The organism is Rhizobium aethiopicum (genome assembly GCF_014197535.1).
GTDB lineage: Bacteria > Pseudomonadota > Alphaproteobacteria > Rhizobiales > Rhizobiaceae > Rhizobium > Rhizobium aethiopicum_A.
The window spans coordinates 236,373-253,097 of sequence record NZ_JACIFV010000001.1 but is presented as its reverse complement, the minus strand read 5'-3'; the positions used below and the strand labels follow the sequence as shown (position 1 = coordinate 253,097).

The 16,725-nt window shown below is 60.2% G+C and carries 17 protein-coding genes and 4 tRNA genes; 15 read left to right on the top strand and 6 right to left on the bottom strand.

Annotated features, from left to right (window positions below; translation table 11 throughout):
• Window positions 1–12 precede the first annotated feature (12 nt).
• The 3 genes from GGD53_RS01395 to GGD53_RS01385 are packed head-to-tail and all read right to left on the bottom strand — an operon-like array spanning window position 13 to window position 2,346.
• A complete protein-coding gene (locus GGD53_RS01395; RefSeq protein ID WP_184453491.1) occupies window positions 13–1,032 on the bottom strand; it encodes an alpha/beta hydrolase family protein in 1,020 nt (339 codons plus the stop codon).
• Window positions 1,033–1,064: 32 nt separating this feature from the next.
• Window positions 1,065–1,568 (bottom strand): hypothetical protein, encoded by a 504-nt coding sequence (locus GGD53_RS01390; RefSeq protein WP_184453489.1) that lies wholly within the window; start codon window positions 1,566–1,568, stop codon window positions 1,065–1,067.
• A 4-nt stretch (window positions 1,569–1,572) separates the two neighbouring features.
• Window positions 1,573–2,346 carry an NAD kinase gene (locus GGD53_RS01385; RefSeq protein ID WP_011424966.1) on the bottom strand — a complete coding sequence of 258 codons (774 nt, stop codon included), beginning with the start codon at window positions 2,344–2,346 and terminating at the stop codon, window positions 1,573–1,575.
• Between the two features lie 157 nt (window positions 2,347–2,503).
• On the opposite strand from GGD53_RS01385, the gene GGD53_RS01380 reads away from it, so the two are divergent.
• Window positions 2,504–2,579: transfer RNA gene (locus GGD53_RS01380), tRNA-Thr, on the top strand.
• Window positions 2,580–2,785: 206 nt separating this feature from the next.
• Complete coding sequence (locus tag GGD53_RS01375) at window positions 2,786–3,109, top strand: hypothetical protein (RefSeq protein ID WP_184452890.1); 324 nt, start codon at window positions 2,786–2,788, stop codon at window positions 3,107–3,109.
• A 55-nt stretch (window positions 3,110–3,164) separates the two neighbouring features.
• Here GGD53_RS01375 and GGD53_RS01370 read toward each other — a convergent pair whose 3' ends face one another.
• The 3 genes from GGD53_RS01370 to rlmB all read right to left on the bottom strand — a co-directional run bounded on the left by GGD53_RS01370 (window position 3,165) and on the right by rlmB (window position 5,095).
• A complete protein-coding gene (locus GGD53_RS01370; protein WP_184452888.1) occupies window positions 3,165–3,323 on the bottom strand; it encodes a hypothetical protein in 159 nt (52 codons plus the stop codon).
• A 125-nt stretch (window positions 3,324–3,448) separates the two neighbouring features.
• Window positions 3,449–4,141 carry an AprI/Inh family metalloprotease inhibitor gene (locus GGD53_RS01365; protein WP_184452886.1) on the bottom strand — a complete coding sequence of 231 codons (693 nt, stop codon included), beginning with the start codon at window positions 4,139–4,141 and terminating at the stop codon, window positions 3,449–3,451.
• Between the two features lie 63 nt (window positions 4,142–4,204).
• Window positions 4,205–5,095 carry a 23S rRNA (guanosine(2251)-2'-O)-methyltransferase RlmB gene (rlmB, locus tag GGD53_RS01360; protein WP_184452884.1) on the bottom strand — a complete coding sequence of 297 codons (891 nt, stop codon included), beginning with the start codon at window positions 5,093–5,095 and terminating at the stop codon, window positions 4,205–4,207.
• A 203-nt stretch (window positions 5,096–5,298) separates the two neighbouring features.
• Between rlmB and GGD53_RS01355 the strand changes: the two genes are divergently transcribed.
• The 13 genes from GGD53_RS01355 (at window position 5,299) to rpoB (ending at window position 16,584) form a co-directional block, all read left to right on the top strand.
• Window positions 5,299–5,383 (top strand) — tRNA-Tyr (locus GGD53_RS01355).
• A gap of 24 nt (window positions 5,384–5,407) precedes the next feature.
• Window positions 5,408–5,481, top strand: a tRNA-Gly gene (locus tag GGD53_RS01350).
• Window positions 5,482–5,820: 339 nt separating this feature from the next.
• Window positions 5,821–6,996: an elongation factor Tu gene (tuf, locus tag GGD53_RS01345; RefSeq protein ID WP_184452874.1), complete on the top strand. Its 1,176-nt coding sequence runs from the start codon at window positions 5,821–5,823 to the stop codon at window positions 6,994–6,996.
• 202 nt (window positions 6,997–7,198) lie between these two features.
• Entirely contained in the window at window positions 7,199–7,333 is a 135-nt protein-coding gene (locus GGD53_RS32095) for a hypothetical protein (RefSeq protein ID WP_257784632.1), read from the top strand.
• 174 nt (window positions 7,334–7,507) lie between these two features.
• Window positions 7,508–8,401 (top strand): NAD-dependent epimerase/dehydratase family protein, encoded by an 894-nt coding sequence (locus tag GGD53_RS01340; protein ID WP_184452882.1) that lies wholly within the window; start codon window positions 7,508–7,510, stop codon window positions 8,399–8,401.
• A 166-nt stretch (window positions 8,402–8,567) separates the two neighbouring features.
• Window positions 8,568–8,643 (top strand) — tRNA-Trp (locus tag GGD53_RS01335).
• 193 nt (window positions 8,644–8,836) lie between these two features.
• Window positions 8,837–9,037 carry a preprotein translocase subunit SecE gene (gene secE / locus GGD53_RS01330; protein WP_003547514.1) on the top strand — a complete coding sequence of 67 codons (201 nt, stop codon included), beginning with the start codon at window positions 8,837–8,839 and terminating at the stop codon, window positions 9,035–9,037.
• 17 nt (window positions 9,038–9,054) lie between these two features.
• Window positions 9,055–9,585: a transcription termination/antitermination protein NusG gene (gene nusG, locus GGD53_RS01325; RefSeq protein ID WP_007791989.1), complete on the top strand. Its 531-nt coding sequence runs from the start codon at window positions 9,055–9,057 to the stop codon at window positions 9,583–9,585.
• A 175-nt stretch (window positions 9,586–9,760) separates the two neighbouring features.
• Complete coding sequence (rplK, locus tag GGD53_RS01320; RefSeq protein ID WP_003547518.1) at window positions 9,761–10,192, top strand: 50S ribosomal protein L11; 432 nt, start codon at window positions 9,761–9,763, stop codon at window positions 10,190–10,192.
• Window positions 10,193–10,196: 4 nt separating this feature from the next.
• Window positions 10,197–10,898 (top strand): 50S ribosomal protein L1, encoded by a 702-nt coding sequence (rplA, locus tag GGD53_RS01315; protein WP_184452880.1) that lies wholly within the window; start codon window positions 10,197–10,199, stop codon window positions 10,896–10,898.
• A gap of 329 nt (window positions 10,899–11,227) precedes the next feature.
• The gene (rplJ, locus tag GGD53_RS01310) at window positions 11,228–11,746 is read left to right on the top strand and encodes a 50S ribosomal protein L10 (RefSeq protein ID WP_064801896.1); all 519 of its coding nucleotides are present in this window, start codon (window positions 11,228–11,230) and stop codon (window positions 11,744–11,746) included.
• 58 nt (window positions 11,747–11,804) lie between these two features.
• The gene (gene rplL, locus GGD53_RS01305) at window positions 11,805–12,185 is read left to right on the top strand and encodes a 50S ribosomal protein L7/L12 (RefSeq protein ID WP_064801898.1); all 381 of its coding nucleotides are present in this window, start codon (window positions 11,805–11,807) and stop codon (window positions 12,183–12,185) included.
• 259 nt (window positions 12,186–12,444) lie between these two features.
• Window positions 12,445–16,584 (top strand): DNA-directed RNA polymerase subunit beta, encoded by a 4,140-nt coding sequence (gene rpoB / locus GGD53_RS01300; protein ID WP_184452878.1) that lies wholly within the window; start codon window positions 12,445–12,447, stop codon window positions 16,582–16,584.
• Window positions 16,585–16,725 lie beyond the last annotated feature (141 nt).

The window sequence follows — 16,725 nt, the reverse complement described above, 5'->3', positions numbered from 1 at the left end:
GGCTTTCTTTGTTCAGCCTATCGCGCCGGCGTCGCCGTCATGAAACAGCGCTGCCGATAGAGCGGCAATCTCGTCATGAACCGCCCCGCGTTCGATGCCCGGCGGATCGGTGAAGAGCTCGGCGGCAAAGGCCATGCCGAGCCCCGTGCCCTCCGGCACAAAGATATAATGCCCGAGGCCGCCGCCGAAGATTTTCAGGGCGCTGCCGGTCAGCCGCTCATGCAGCCAGGAAGAACATTCCTCGGCTGGCGCCGCCTTGTCGGCATCGCCGACAAGGATAAGAGCGGGTGCCTCGACAGTTTTCAGGCTTTCTTCGCTGAAACCGAGAATGGAACGACCTGGTGCGCACAGGAGCGCCGCCGTGATCCGGTCGTCCCGGTAGCATTGCGACATGCGGGACCAAGACTCGCGAAACACCTCGCTGGTGCGGAGCAATGACGGGATATGATCGGCAAGGTCGGGAAATTCCCTTGGGCCGAGTGGACCACCCGGCTTCAGCCTTGACGGTTCGAACTGCGAGAATTGGGTGACAGCGCCGAGAAGCAGCATGACGCTATAGGCTCCGGCTGAAAATCCGGCCGCGAATACACGGTCTGCATCGATCCGACCCGCAAGATCGCCAAGCCAGTCATGTCGGCGGTCGAGCATCAAGCTCAGATCCGGCGCCCGTTCCCAGAGAGAGGCAAAACCTTCAGCGCGATAATCCTCACTGCCGGTATTGCCGTGATGGTCGACGCCGAGCGCTGCAAATCCGCGATTGACCAGGCGTCGCGCCAGCCATTCCAGTCCGGCCGCAGAACCGCCGGTGCCGTGTGACAGCAGGACGAGGGAATAAGGCCTGTCTGAAGGCCGAATCGGTGCATCGCGAGCGACCGCCGCCTTCCGAAACCAGCTTCTCTCCTGGATTTCGCATTCCCGCGCGTCATCGGCAGCCGGATACCATAGCGACCAGCGGACGGGCCTTGGGCCGGCTGCGTCCCAGTCCGGTCTCCGGTCGTCATAGAGGATGCCCTCGCGAAAGCCGAGTTTCATCTGCGTCGCCTGTGCGAACAGGGTCTCGCTGCTCAATTGGTCGCTTTCTCGATGGTGATGTCGCCCAGTTCGTCGATCAGCACGGTCCAGCCGTCCGGCTCGGCCGCCGGATCGGTCTTCAGATAGATCGTGGCGAAGAGGCCGGGTTGCTTGATGATGCCGCTCGAGTTTTCCGGGCGGATATCGGTCACGTAAGGCTTCAGGTCGCTGATCTCCTGCAGCTCGATGGTCGAGGCAATCGTCGGACCGGTCTCGGTCTGGGCAATCTGCTGAAGATAGACTTTCGACGTCCTGTCCGGCTGACGCACGGCAAAGAGCTTATAGTAACCATGGCGCTTTTCCCGGGAATCGGAAACGCTTTCGGCCTTGGTGGGCGCCCGCTCGACATCAGGTGCGTTGCCGTCGTCCTCCCAGTAGCCGGTGCTGGTCGCAAAAATCACAGAAGCCGGCAGGATGCCGTCCTGCGTGGGAACGGCGATCGCGGCCGAGCATCCGACGAGGAAAATCGTGGCCATCAATGTCAGGCGCATTGCCATCATCTCAATCCTTGAACTGCTCGGCGAGAATGCGGTCGGACCAGGAGCGGTCCGGATCGGAGAGGATACGCGCCGTCATATGCTCCGACTGGGCGATGCGGACATGCAGCACCGATTTGACTTCCGTATTGTCCGCCACCGCATTCACCGGCCGCTTCACCGGCTCGAGCACGTCGATATCGACAGTCACCTTGTTCGGAAGCAGGGCGCCCCTCCAGCGCCGCGGCCTGAAAGCGCTGACCGGCGTCATGGCGAGCAGTGGCGCCTCGAGCGGCAGGATGGGACCATGGGCGGAAAGATTATAGGCCGTCGATCCGGCAGGGGTGGCCACCATCAGCCCGTCGCAGATCAGCTCCTCCAGACGCACGCGCCCGTCGACCACGACCCTGAGATTGGCGGCCTGATAAGACTGGCGGAAAAGGTAGACTTCGTTGATGGCGAGCGCTGTCGAATTGGTACCGTCGGCATTGGCCGTCGTCATCTTCAACGGACGGAAGGCGTTTTCGACGGCGACGCAGATACGCTCCTGAAGCCGTTCCGTGCTGTAATCATTCATCAGAAAGCCGACCGAGCCGCGATTCATGCCGTAGACCAGCTTGCCCGAGTTCATGGTGCTGTGTAGCGTCTGCAGCATGAAGCCATCGCCACCCAGCGCGACGATGACATCAGCCTTATCCTGCGGCACGTCGCCATAGATGCGAATCAGCTCTTCGCGCGCTGCGAGCGCCTCCATCGTCGGCGAGGCGATAAAGGAAAGCGTCTGGAATGAACGGCCCATGCAATGCCCTTTGTGAAGCTGCTCTAGCTAAAGGATAAATGGCAGTTGCTACAAGGCCGTTTTGCACGACAAGGCGTTTTGGATACACGCCGACTTGTCCGCGCCGGCACGGATTTTTCTTTACAGGATCGCAGAATCTGTTAGTTGGGCAGCTATTGCCCTTGTAGCTCAGTTGGTAGAGCACCTGATTTGTAATCAGGGGGTCGCGGGTTCGAACCCTGCCGGGGGCACCAGCCTGCGCTCTGTTAGCTTCGGCTCGGCGAGCCGAAGAGAGCGGCCAAGCAAAGGCTGTCGCGCCGTAGTTCCGTTGGGAACAAGGCGGACCGGTTCCGATAATGCTCCGGCGCTTTTCCTTGATGAACCCTATCTGAAGGACTGCTTCAGCAGCAATTCAGCCGTGGTGGCGCAGTGTCTCCTCATCGTCAATGAGGAAGCAGCCATGAAGTTCGCGCATATTTTCCTGACCGCAGCCATTTCTCTCGGTGCGGCCTTTGCTGCCGTTGCGCCCGCCGCCGCCGCCATGTCTGTCGACCGGCCGCCGCTATCCGTGCGAAGCGACGTCGTCGAGATTCATGACAGCTGGCGACGCGACCGCTGGCGTGACGACCGTGACTGGCGGAGTGATCGTGATTGGCGGGATGGCCGCGATTGGCGCCGGTCCGAATGGCGCTATGAACGCCGCCATTGGCGGCCGTGGCGCTGGGAAGAGCGTCGCGAGTGGCGCCAATTTGATCGCGACATGCCGCGGTTCTATCGCAGCTGAGGATAGTCGTTCGGTTGGGGATTAACGCGCAATCGCCGTCCGCGTCTCTCTCGACCTATTGCACCGGCCCCGGCGTCGCGGGGCCGGGCGCCGTCGGCGACAGGGGGTCGGGCTGGTGGACGGGATGCGACGTGTCCACCCAGATGATGCTGAGGATGATTCCCACAAAGACCGCGATGAAGAGGATACCGAAAATCAGCGGTCGAATGGCCATGATGGGAATCGCTCCTTCTTGCTTGTGACCGTTCGTTAAGGATCGGTCGCCGCCAGATCATAATGCTCCAGAAGGTCATTCCAAGGCAAAAAGTGGATTTCTCCGGATCGAGCCCTGCGCCGCGATCAGTGGCGCACGAGCGAAAGCGGCTTGCCGCCTTCTTCGCTGGACTTATCGAAATTGCCGTCGGGGCGCATGTCGAAGCTGAGCGACGAGCCATCATGGCTCATCAGCGTCAGCCCGAAACCTTCGATATTCCAGACGGCGAGCTTGAGCCCGGCGACATTGGCGGCGCAGTCTCGGGAAAGCGATAAGGGTGCATGGCCGTCCGTATCGACAGTGCCGTCGAGTGTCACGCTGCAGAGATTTTCGCCGCCCGGTCTTTGCATCGTCCATGTCCCGGCAAGGCTCCTGAAGGTCGGCAGGCGATCGACACTTTCGGGTGCCGAGATCAGCAGGAGCGGTATTTCGTCTTCCGTCTTCATCGGCGAACCCTCGTTCTCGACGAAACGGGCGATGACCTTGCGCATCGCATCGATCAGAATGAGACCGCCATTGCCGTCGAAATTCCAGGCATAGGACTCGGCAAGCGCCGGCAGCGGCTTAGTGCAGGACTCCTGGCCGGAAAGCGAATAGCCGCCGATCGCTGTACCGGTTTCAAGCGTCATCCGGCATCCCGCGCGGCCGTCTTGCGGGGCAAAGAGATAAGTCCCGGCCTGCGCTTTGAGAATATCGGCATCGATCTCCTGTCCCCGGGCCAGGCCACAGGCAAGGAGGGCTGCTGCCGCAGCCGCGAGCCGGACGACGAAACGGATCATGACACTTCCCCCTTGGCGTGATGACTGCGGTCGTTTGAATTGAGCTGGTCGCCTGTTGCCCGCTTATGGCTTCAGATAGAGCCGCGCCGCGTAGAGCGCGATTGCCGCTGCATTCGAGACGTTCAGCGATTTGATCGCGCCGGGCATGTCGAGGCGGGCAAGCGCGTTGACGGTTTCGCGCGTCTTCTGCCTGAGCCCCTTGCCCTCCGAGCCGAGCACCAGCGCCACCTTGTCACCTGAGAAGGTGCCTTCGAGCGGCGCCGGCCCTTCCGAATCGAGGCCGATGGTGGAGAAGCCGAGCTTGTGCAATTCGCCGAGCGCGTCGGCGAGATTGGTGATCTGTATATAAGGTATCAGCTCCAGGGCGCCGGAGGCGGACTTGGCGAGCACACCTGACTCGGTCGGGCTATGTCTCTGGGTGGTGATAACGGCCCCGGCATTGAAGGCGACGGCCGAGCGCATGATCGCGCCGACATTGTGCGGATCGGTGACCTGGTCGAGCACCAGCAGGAGAGGGCTGTCCTTTAGCGCTTCGAGCCGGCGCACCGGTAGCGGCCGCGTTTCCAGCATGACGCCTTGATGGATCGCCTCGGGGCCGAGCACCTTGTCGATCTCGTGCGGCGAGACGATTTCGAAGGGAATACCGAGCGTCTCGACGTCGATTTCCAGACGCGTGAGCGCATTCTGCGTCGTAAACAGCTTGATCTTCTTGCGCTCCGGATTGTCGAGGGCGGCGCGCACCGTATGCAGGCCGTAGAGATATACCTGGTCGGGCGCGAGCGCCGGCGGCTTCCAGTCCTCAGCCCCACGCCGGCGCTTCTGTGGCTGGGGTGTCGGGATCTCGCCGCGTTCGCGCTTGGCGTCGCGGTGCGCGCGCCTCAGATTGGCGTAGTGCGTATCCTTGGCGGATGGGTCTGTCGCGGCCTTGCCGCCGGATTTATTGTCTTTGCTCATGCGGCTTTATAGCCATGGCGTTCGCTGCCGCATAGGCTTTCTTTCATGTGCCGGCTTTCGGCGGCGAATGAAATTTTTCGTGTTTTTTCCATTGTCATCGTGTTGACAGACGGAAATGCTCCGGTCATATACGCGGCGCAGACGACGGGCGGCAACGCTTCGAAGTCTGACGAACTTGGTCTTCAAGATCCGGACGAAAAACTGGAGAGATGCCCGAGTGGTTAAAGGGGACGGACTGTAAATCCGTTGGCTCAGCCTACGTTGGTTCAAATCCAACTCTCTCCACCATTCGTCATCGGATCTGACCATCCCGCGGGTATAGCTCAATGGTAGAGCAGCAGCCTTCCAAGCTGAATACGCGGGTTCGATTCCCGCTACCCGCTCCAGTCTTCCTTAAAGCCGGTTGATGCGATCGCAGTCGCGATCGTCGCGTGCGCTGTTTCCAGCCGTGGCGGGGACGCCGACCGCTGTTGCCGCAGGCGAGGGATGTCAATGCCGGCGGCCGCGGTTATCCTTGGCGATCCGTGCGATTTTCTCTGAGATTCCAGCGATTTTTGGAGGGGCCGCGGCGAATCGCCTTGCAGGCGGCGAATTGTCTCCCATATGCGCTGTCACGCCAAGATTAGCGTCTGCAATTAAGTCTTGCGCAATTTCGCCGAAAGCCTTAAACGGCGGCACTAAACCGGTTCGCCGGGGCCACCATTTCGTTCACAGGAAGCATTCAAATGGCAAAGAGTAAGTTTGAGCGCAACAAGCCGCACGTCAACATTGGCACGATCGGCCACGTTGACCACGGCAAGACGTCTCTGACGGCAGCGATCACGAAGTACTTCGGTGAGTTCAAGGCGTACGATCAGATCGACGCGGCTCCGGAAGAGAAGGCGCGCGGCATCACGATCTCGACGGCGCACGTTGAGTATGAGACGCCGAACCGTCACTACGCGCACGTCGACTGCCCCGGCCACGCCGACTACGTCAAGAACATGATCACCGGTGCGGCGCAGATGGACGGCGCGATCCTGGTTTGCTCGGCTGCTGACGGCCCGATGCCGCAGACGCGCGAACACATCCTGCTCGCCCGCCAGGTCGGCGTTCCGGCGATCGTTGTGTTCCTGAACAAGGTCGACCAGGTTGACGACGCCGAGCTTCTCGAGCTGGTCGAGCTCGAAGTTCGCGAACTTCTGTCGTCCTACGACTTCCCGGGCGACGACATTCCGGTCGTCAAGGGTTCGGCGCTTGCCGCTCTTGAAGATTCCGACAAGAAGATCGGCGAAGACGCCATCCGCGAACTGATGGCAGCGGTCGACGCCTACATCCCGACGCCTGAGCGTCCGGTTGACCAGCCGTTCCTGATGCCGATCGAAGACGTGTTCTCGATCTCGGGCCGTGGTACGGTCGTGACCGGCCGCGTCGAGCGTGGCATCGTCAAGGTCGGTGAAGAAGTCGAGATCGTCGGCATCCGTCCGACCTCGAAGACGACGGTGACCGGCGTTGAAATGTTCCGCAAGCTGCTCGATCAGGGCCAGGCCGGCGACAACATCGGCGCGCTGATCCGCGGTGTGAACCGTGACGGCGTCGAGCGTGGTCAGATCCTGTGCAAGCCGGGCTCGGTCAAGCCGCACAAGAAGTTCAAGGCAGAAGCCTACATCCTGACGAAGGAAGAGGGCGGCCGTCATACGCCGTTCTTCACCAACTACCGTCCGCAGTTCTACTTCCGCACGACGGACGTGACCGGCATCGTGACGCTGCCGGAAGGCACGGAAATGGTCATGCCGGGCGACAACGTCACGGTTGACGTCGAGCTGATCGTTCCGATCGCGATGGAAGAAAAGCTGCGCTTCGCTATCCGCGAAGGCGGCCGCACCGTCGGCGCCGGTATCGTTGCTTCGATCGTCGAGTAACCTTTCAGGTTATCCACAATCAGGAAAACCCCGCTGGAAACAGCGGGGTTTTTCGTTTTTGATGCATCTAAGCCGTTTAACAGGTGTTGTAAAAATATCGTTAAGAATGCCCGTCACAGTATTTTGTTCATCTCACGTTCAGAAAGCAGTTGTGATTGGCTCATTTTAGTCCAGACTCCTCATTGTAAAGAGGAGAGTCGGGATGATTCCAAAGGCCACATTCGTTGCGACGATATTCGCGATGTATGTTTTCACGATGTTTTTCATCGCTGCGATTCCGCAAGAGGTTGTTCAATCGGCCGGAGTGCAGATCAATGAGGTAAGCGTCGTCAAGTGACGAGCTTTCCAGTTCATCGCACGGGGCTGCGGTGACAGGGCAATAATGGCCAGGTGCTCCCGGATAGGGTGCTCCTGGCGCGGCGGGGTGAAACCCCTCGCAAGACGCTCGCTTGCTCTTCGCGCGGAAGCGTCTAACTATGCCTCCGGTTTTTATGATGCGGAGGACTTTTCCATGAAAAAGCGGATTCTGTTCACAGGCGGTTCCGGCAAGGCAGGTCGCCATGCCGTGCCATGGCTCGTCAATGCAGGGTATGAGGTTCACAACCTCGATCTCGTGCCTCTGGATAGCCCCGGCGTCACCAATCTCATCGCCGACATCACCGATAGCGGCCAGGTCTTCAACGCGCTGTCGATGCATCGCGATTTTCCCGATCTGGACGCGGGCAGGGGCGTTCAGCCCTTTGATGCGGTCGTGCATTTCGCCGCGATTCCGCGCATCCTGATCAAGCCGGACAACGAGACCTTCCGCATCAACGTGATGGGCACTTACAATGTCATCGAGGCGGCGGTGAAGCTCGGCATTCGGAAGATCATCGTCGCGTCGAGCGAAACGACTTACGGCGTCTGTTTCGCCGAAGGGCATCGCGACTTCCACCAGTTCCCGCTGGAGGAAGATTACGACGTCAATCCGATGGATTCCTACGGCCTTTCCAAGGTCGTCAACGAAAAGACGGCGCGCGCCTTTGCCGAACGGTCGGGTTTCGACATCTATGCGTTGCGCATCGGCAACGTTATCGAGCCTCATGAATATGAGAGGTTCCCGACCTATTTTGCCCATCCCGAGATGCGCAAGCGCATCACTTGGAGCTATATCGACGCTCGCGACCTCGGGCAGATCTGCCATCTCTGCATCGAGAAGGACGGGCTTGGCTACGAGGTCTTCAACGCCGCTAACGACACGGTTTCGGCCAATACGCCGTCGATGGAGCTGGCGAAGCGATTCTTCCCGAATGTGCCCTTCACCCGCGAGATCGGTGAATATGAGGGGCTGCTTTCCAACCGCAAGATTCGCGAGGTGTTGGGCTTCAAGGAAGAACACGACTGGCGGAAATATGTGAAGGTCTGAATGCTCTCCGGTTACGCGATCGAAAAGCGGACGCTCGCAAATGAGCAGAAGGCTTTGAAAATCGAAAATCGTGCTTGCCAATCCGCTGCGGCCGTCTTAAAGGGAGCGCCATGCATTTCGGCAGCGATTTGCGGGTCTTGGCCCGGGCGCTGAAGGACAGGCATGAAGGGGTATAGCTCAGTTGGTAGAGCGGCGGTCTCCAAAACCGCAGGTCGGGGGTTCGAGCCCCTCTGCCCCTGCCATCTTCCCTGATACGGACAGCGCGGCGTTGCTCGCGGCGTTCCGGCTGGGGATTGATCGGTGGCAACTAATTTCGTTAAACTTCGGTTTCCCTCTTGTGCATTCGGAAATCGGTGTTTATTTAGGGTTCAACAGACACGCGGTGCGTGGGGCTGATAGTTTCAGCTTTACGCGCCGTAATTGCGTGGGCAGTCGATGGCATCCAAATCCAATCCGTTTGCGTTTCTGCAGCAGGTTCGCTCCGAGACGTCCAAGGTCACATGGCCGTCGCGCCGCGAGACGATGATCTCGACGGTCATGGTGCTGGTGATGGTGGTTTTTGCCGCGCTGTTTTTCTTTGCCGCTGACCAGCTGATCGGCTGGGCCCTGAGCTTCGTGCTCAATACCGGCAACTGATACGGGTGGAGATGAAAATGGCGGCACGTTGGTACATCGTCCACGCGTACTCGAATTTTGAAAAGAAGGTGGCTGAAGACATCGAGAACAAGGCTCGCCAGAAGGGGCTTGAGCACCTGTTCGAGAAGATTCTTGTGCCGACCGAAAAGGTTGTGGAAGTGCGTCGCGGCCGCAAGGTCGACAGCGAGCGCAAGTTCTTCCCGGGCTATGTCCTGGTCCGCGCCAATCTGACGGACGAGGCTTACCACCTGATCAAGAATACGCCGAAGGTCACGGGTTTCCTCGGCTCCGACAATAAGCCCGTTCCGATTCCGGATTATGAAGCCGAGCGCATTCTCGGCCAGGTTCAGGAGGGCGTCGAGCGGCCGAAGGCGTCTGTTACCTTCGAGATTGGCGAGCAGGTCCGCGTTTCCGACGGTCCTTTCGCCTCGTTCAACGGCACGGTTCAGGACGTGGACGAAGAGCGTTCGCGTCTGAAGGTGGAAGTGTCGATCTTCGGCCGCGCTACGCCGGTTGAGCTGGAATACGCTCAGGTCGAGAAGGTCTGATTGCAGAATTGGGGGCTGGCCTTTGAGGCCTGTTCCCAGCGGACCTAGTCCGCATCCGCGTGGAAGGTGAGGGGTCTTAGCCGGACCCTAATGATCCGCACCACGCAACCGCAGCCGCCGGAGCAATCCGGCATCACGGGCCGGGCAGCCGGCCGTTCATGAAAGGCAGAGAGATATGGCTAAGAAAGTTGCAGGCCAGCTCAAGCTTCAGGTCAAGGCAGGATCGGCGAACCCGTCCCCGCCGATCGGCCCGGCGCTTGGCCAGCGTGGCATTAACATCATGGAATTCTGCAAGGCGTTCAACGCCGCCACGCAGGAAATGGAAAAGGGTATGCCGATTCCGGTCGTCATCACCTATTACCAGGACAAGTCCTTCACCTTCGCGATGAAGCAGCCGCCGGTCAGCTACTGGCTGAAGAAGGAAGCGAAGATCACGTCCGGTTCCAAGACGCCCGGCAAGGGCGCCAAGGCCGGCTCCCTCACCAAGGCTCAGATCAAGTCGATCGCAGAAGCCAAGATGAAGGATCTGAACGCAGCGGATATCGAAGGTGCAATGGCGATGATCGAGGGCTCTGCCCGCGCCATGGGCCTGGAAGTGGTGGGTTAAGATCATGGCTGGTAAGCGCACGCAGAAGATCAACGAAGGTGTTGATCCCACCAAGCTCTACGCTCTCTCCCTGGCCATCGGGATGGTTAAGGAACGGGCTGTCGCCAAGTTCGACGAAACCATCGAAGTCTCGATGAACCTCGGCGTTGACCCGCGCCATGCGGACCAGATGGTTCGCGGCGTCGTCAACCTGCCGAACGGCACCGGCCGTACGGTCCGCGTTGCCGTTTTCGCGCGCGGCGCCAAGGCTGATGAAGCCAAGGCTGCCGGTGCCGATATCGTCGGCGCTGAAGATCTCGTCGAAATTGTCCAGGGCGGCAAGATCGAATTCGATCGCTGCATCGCCACCCCCGACATGATGCCGCTCGTCGGCCGTCTCGGTAAGGTTCTTGGGCCCCGCGGCATGATGCCGAACCCGAAGGTTGGCACCGTCACCATGGACGTCGCCGGAGCCGTCAAGGCGTCCAAGGGCGGCGCCGTCGAGTTCCGCGTCGAAAAGGCTGGCATCGTTCACGCCGGTATCGGCAAGGCTTCTTTCGACGCCAAGGCTCTGGAAGAAAATATCCGCGCCTTTGCCGACGCCGTCATCAAGGCGAAGCCGGCGGGCGCCAAGGGCAACTACGTCAAGCGCGTGGCGATTTCCTCGACCATGGGCCCGGGCGTCAAGATCGAAGTCGGCTCGGTCACCGCAGCTCCGACTGCATAAGTCGATTGCTGGGCTTCGGCCCGGTCACTGAATTTCCGGCCTCGCAAGGGGCCGGAATATTCCGGAGAAATCCGGAATCCTGTCCGAGATTGCAGGTGGTTTTCCCTTAATCACTTCGCCTGCATGAGACGGGTAAGACCCGAATTGCATGAAGTTCACTTCTCGTAACTCGGTTCGAGCCTTGGATGCCTTGTGCCTCTTTAGCCTTAATTGGCGCGGGAGCGCGGGGGGACAGGATCCTCAAGCGTCGCTTGGGATCTCGCATGATCCCAGGAGGCAAAAGGCAACCCGGCGGGCCCGTTTTCGGTCCCGCCAACTGGAGATAGGCAGTGGAAAGAGCGGAAAAACGCGAATTCGTCACGGAACTGAACGAAGTCTTCAAGGCTTCGGGCTCAGTCGTCGTGGCCCACTATGCTGGTGCTACAGTCGCGCAGATGAACGATTTTCGTTCGAAGATGCGTGCAGCTGGCGGTACCGTCAAAGTCGCGAAGAACCGCCTGGCCAAAATTGCCCTTCAGGGTACGGAAGCGGAAGGGATTACCAATCTCTTCAAGGGTCAGACGCTGATTGCATACAGCACCGATCCGATCACCGCTCCGAAGGTCGTCATGGATTTCGCCAAGACCAACGACAAGATCGTTGTTCTGGGTGGCGCCATGGGAACAACCACGCTCAACGCCGATGCAGTCAAGTCGCTTGCGACCCTGCCTTCGCTCGATGAGCTGCGTGCGAAGCTGCTGGGCATGATCCAGACACCGGCTACCCGCATCGCTGGGGTTGTTGCAGCACCGGCAAGCCAGCTTGCCCGCGTGTTTGCGGCCTACGCCAAGAAGGACGAAGCCGCTTAAGGCGGTTTTTCGCTGTTTATAATCAACCGGTTCGAACCGAACAAAAGGAACTAGTAAAATGGCTGATCTCGCAAAGATCGTTGACGACCTCTCCTCGCTGACCGTTCTGGAAGCTGCAGAACTGTCGAAACTTCTCGAAGAAAAGTGGGGCGTTTCCGCTGCTGCTCCGGTAGCTGTTGCTGCCGCTGCTGGTGGTGCAGGCGCTGCTGCTCCGGCTGAAGAAGAAAAGACCGAGTTCGACGTCATCCTCACGGATGCCGGCGCCAACAAGATCAACGTCATCAAGGAAGTCCGCGCCATCACCGGCCTCGGCCTCAAGGAAGCCAAGGACCTCGTCGAAGGCGCTCCGAAGGCTGTCAAGGAAGCCGTTTCCAAGGCTGAAGCCGCTGACATCAAGAAGAAGCTTGAAGACGCAGGCGCAAAGGCCGACGTCAAGTAATCTTGAACTGCACGTGGGAGGCGGCATTTACTGCCTCCCATTTGCCGTTTTCCTGAACGAATTACCCAAAAGCCGCGTGAAAACGGCTTTTGGGTAATGGGTTCTTCAAGAGCATGGTCTCGAACCGAAGCGCCAAGGCAATCCGGCCTGGCTGTTTCGGGAGGTGGGACGAGGTTGAACTACTCATTGATCGGCGGGATCGACTGGCCATCGGTTCCCGTCCGTTGCAGGCCCGGATGCAATTTTTGAAGGAGCGACGATGGCTCAGACCCTTTCGTTCAATGGTCGCAGGCGCGTACGCAAGTTTTTTGGTAAGATCCCCGAAGTCGCAGAAATGCCGAACCTCATCGAGGTTCAGAAGGCGTCCTACGACCAGTTTCTGATGGTTGAAGAGCCGAAGGGCGGTCGCCCTGACGAAGGCCTTCAGGCCGTCTTCAAGTCCGTTTTCCCGATCACCGACTTCTCCGGCGCCTCGATGCTGGAGTTCGTGTCTTACGAATTCGAACCGCCGAAGTTCGACGTTGACGAGTGCCGCCAGCGCGACCTGACCTATGCCGCGCCGCTGAAGGTCACTCTCCGTCTCATCGTGTTCGATATCGACGAGGATACCGGCGCAAAGTCGATCAAGGACATCAAGGAACAGTCCGTGTACATGGGCGACATGCCGCTCATGACCAACAACGGCACGTTCATCGTCAATGGCACCGAGCGCGTCATCGTCTCGCAGATGCACCGTTCGCCGGGCGTCTTCTTCGACCATGACAAGGGCAAGAGCCATTCTTCCGGCAAGCTGCTCTTCGCCGCCCGCGTCATTCCCTATCGCGGCTCCTGGCTCGATATCGAATTCGACGCCAAGGACATCGTCTACGCTCGTATCGACCGCCGCCGTAAGATCCCCGTCACGTCGCTGCTGATGGCGCTCGGCATGGACGGCGAGGAAATCCTCGACACCTTCTACACGAAGTCGCTCTACAAGCGCGACGGCGAAGGCTGGCGCATTCCCTTCAAGCCGGAAACCCTGAAGGGCGCCAAGGCGATCACCGAGATGGTCGACGCTGATACCGGCGAAGTCGTCGTGGAAGCCGGCAAGAAGCTGACGCCGCGCCTGCTGCGCCAGCTCTCCGACAAGGGCCTGAAGGCGCTGAAGGCCGGCGACGACGACCTTTACGGCAACTACCTCGCCGAAGACATCGTCAACTACTCGACGGGTGAGATCTATCTCGAGGCCGGCGACGAAATCGACGAGAAGACGCTCGGCATCATCCTGTCGAACGGTTTCGACGAGATCCCGGTTCTCGGCATCGACCACATCAATGTCGGCGCCTATATCCGCAACACGCTTTCCGCTGACAAGAACGAGAACCGTCAGGACGCACTGTTCGACATCTATCGCGTCATGCGCCCGGGTGAACCGCCGACGATGGAATCGGCCGAAGCCATGTTCAACTCGCTGTTCTTCGATGCGGAGCGTTACGACCTCTCCGCCGTCGGCCGCGTCAAGATGAACATGCGCCTCGACCTCTCCGTCGAGGACACCGTTCGCATCCTGCGCAAGGACGACATCCTGGCCGTGGTCAAGATGCTGGTCGAGTTGCGCGACGGCAAGGGTGAGATCGACGACATCGACAACCTCGGCAACCGCCGCGTCCGCTCGGTCGGCGAGCTGATGGAGAACCAGTACCGTCTCGGCCTGCTCCGCATGGAGCGTGCGATCAAGGAACGCATGTCCTCGATCGAAATCGACACGGTCATGCCGCAGGACCTGATCAACGCCAAGCCGGCTGCCGCAGCCGTCCGCGAATTCTTCGGTTCCTCGCAGCTCTCGCAGTTCATGGACCAGGTCAACCCGCTCTCGGAAATCACCCACAAGCGCCGTCTTTCGGCCCTTGGTCCGGGCGGTCTGACCCGCGAGCGTGCCGGCTTCGAAGTTCGCGACGTGCATCCGACCCACTATGGCCGTATCTGCCCGATCGAAACGCCGGAAGGCCCGAACATCGGTCTGATCAACTCGCTTGCGACCTTTGCCCGCGTCAACAAATACGGCTTCATCGAAAGCCCGTACCGGCGCATCGTCGACGGCAAGGTGACGAACGACGTGCTCTACCTCTCCGCCATGGAAGAGGCCAAGTATTACGTCGCACAGGCCAACGCCGAGTTGAACGTTGACGGTTCCTTCGTCGACGAATTCGTCGTCTGCCGCCACGCGGGTGAAGTTATGCTCGCGCCCCGCGACAGCATGAACCTGATGGACGTTTCGCCGAAGCAGGTCGTTTCGGTCGCAGCGGCACTCATCCCGTTCCTGGAAAACGACGACGCCAACCGCGCCCTCATGGGCTCGAACATGCAGCGTCAGGCCGTGCCGCTGCTGCGTGCCGAAGCTCCGTTCGTCGGCACCGGAATGGAGCCGGTCGTCGCGCGTGACTCCGGTGCCGCCATCGGCGCCCGCCGCGGCGGCGTCGTCGACCAGGTCGACGCGACGCGTATCGTTATCCGCGCCACGGAAGACCTCGAAGCCGGCAAGTCCGGCGTCGATATCTACCGCCTGCAGAAGTTCCAACGTTCGAACCAGAACACCTGCGTCAACCAGCGTCCGCTGGTCACCGTCGGTGACGTCGTCAACCGCGGCGATATTCTCGCCGACGGCCCGTCGACCGATCTCGGCGACCTGGCGCTCGGCCGCAACGCGCTCGTCGCGTTCATGCCCTGGAACGGCTATAACTACGAAGACTCGATCCTGCTCTCCGAGCGCATCGTTGCCGACGACGTGTTCACCTCCATCCACATCGAGGAATTCGAAGTGATGGCGCGCGACACCAAACTCGGCCCGGAGGAAATCACCCGCGATATTCCGAACGTTTCGGAAGAAGCGCTGAAGAACCTCGACGAAGCCGGCATCGTCTACATCGGCGCCGAAGTTCAGCCGGGCGATATCCTCGTCGGCAAGATCACGCCGAAGGGCGAAAGCCCGATGACGCCGGAAGAAAAGCTTCTGCGCGCCATCTTCGGCGAAAAAGCCTCCGACGTGCGCGATACCTCCATGCGCATGCCGCCCGGCACCTACGGCACGATCGTTGAAGTTCGCGTCTTCAACCGCCATGGCGTAGAGAAGGACGAGCGCGCGATGGCGATCGAGCGCGAAGAGATCGAGCGGCTCGCCAAGGACCGCGACGACGAGCAGGCGATCCTCGACCGTAACGTCTACGGCCGTCTGATCGACATGCTGCGCGGCCAGGTCTCGATTGCCGGCCCGAAGGGCTTCAAGAAGGGCACCGAACTTTCGAACGCCGTCGTCTCCGAATATCCCCGCTCGCAGTGGTGGATGTTCGCCGTCGAGGACGAGAAGGTCCAGAGCGAACTCGAAGCCCTCCGCGGCCAGTACGACGAATCCAAGTCGCGCCTTGAACAGCGCTTCATGGACAAGGTCGAGAAGGTCCAGCGCGGCGATGAAATGCCTCCGGGCGTCATGAAGATGGTCAAGGTCTTCGTCGCCGTGAAGCGCAAGATCCAGCCGGGCGACAAGATGGCCGGCCGTCACGGGAACAAGGGCGTGGTCTCGCGCATTGTGCCTGTCGAGGACATGCCGTTCCTTGAAGACGGCACGCATGTCGACGTCGTTCTGAACCCGCTCGGCGTGCCTTCGCGCATGAACGTCGGCCAGATCCTGGAAACGCACCTGGGCTGGGCTTGCGCCGGCATGGGTCGCCAGATCGGCGAACTGATCGAAGCGTATAAAGCCAATGGCAACATCGAGCCACTGCGCAAGACTATTGGCGATGTCGTGGGCGACGGTCCCAAGGCCGAACAGGTCCAGGACTTTGACGATGAGTCCGTTCTGCGTCTCGCCGACCAGTGGAAGCGCGGTGTTTCGATCGCAACGCCGGTCTTCGACGGCGCTAACGAAGGTGACGTCAACGACATGCTGCGTCTGGCGGGTCTCAAGGACACCGGCCAGTCGACGCTCTATGACGGCCGTACCGGCGAGCAGTTCGACCGCCAGGTGACCGTGGGCTACATCTACATGCTGAAGCTCAACCACCTGGTCGACGACAAGATCCATGCCCGTTCGATCGGCCCTTACTCGCTCGTGACCCAGCAGCCGCTGGGCGGCAAGGCGCAGTTCGGCGGTCAGCGCTTCGGCGAAATGGAAGTCTGGGCCCTCGAAGCCTATGGCGCCGCCTATACGCTGCAGGAAATGCTGACGGTGAAGTCGGACGACGTCGCCGGCCGCACCAAGGTCTACGAAGCCATTGTCCGCGGAGACGACACGTTCGAAGCCGGTATTCCGGAAAGCTTTAACGTTCTCGTCAAGGAAATGCGCTCGCTGGGCCTCAGCGTCGAGCTCGAGAACACCAAGCTCGACGAAGCGCAGGCAACCCAGCTGCCGGACGCGGCCGAGTAAACATTGATAGGGCGTGCGCTGCCAATGCGGCGCACGCCGGTCCCGCCGGGAGCCGCATCCGTGTCGGCCCGGAAGGGAAGTTTCGCCGCATCTTGCGGTTATTCTCGTTTAAGCGAGGGAGGCGGCTCCCGGGAATTGCCG